The 318-nt window shown below is 70.8% G+C and carries 1 pseudogene; it reads right to left on the bottom strand.

Going from position 1 to position 318, the window contains the following annotated elements:
- A pseudogene (locus OC373_RS18935) lies at nucleotides 1-289 on the bottom strand (thymidine phosphorylase); the annotation flags it as partial.
- Nucleotides 290-318: the final 29 nt, after the last annotated feature.

The raw sequence follows: 318 nt of genomic DNA on the forward strand, positions 1-318 counted from the left end.
GTCCCGATGTGGCTGCCGGCACGTCGGCGGTAAACGCCGCCCGTGGCGGTTCGCGAAAACCTCCCTGGGCCTCGCAGATCGCCAGGAACTTGGCCAGTGCGGCCCCGGAATCCAGCACGCTGTGCGCGCGCTCCAATCCGGTGCCGGCGCTGCTGCCCGGTGCCATGTCCAGCAGCGCTGCGGACAGCGCAAGCGCGCGTTCGCGAAGGTCGGCCGGTGCATCGGCGGCGTTGCGCAGCACCTTGAGCACATCGTGCGCTTCGAGCGCCGGACCGATTCCCCGACCCACCGGTTGGCTGCCGTCGGAGCGATGGATGC

Source organism: Stenotrophomonas sp. Ste96 (assembly GCF_024519495.1).
GTDB classification, from domain to species: Bacteria; Pseudomonadota; Gammaproteobacteria; order Xanthomonadales; family Xanthomonadaceae; genus Stenotrophomonas; species Stenotrophomonas bentonitica_A.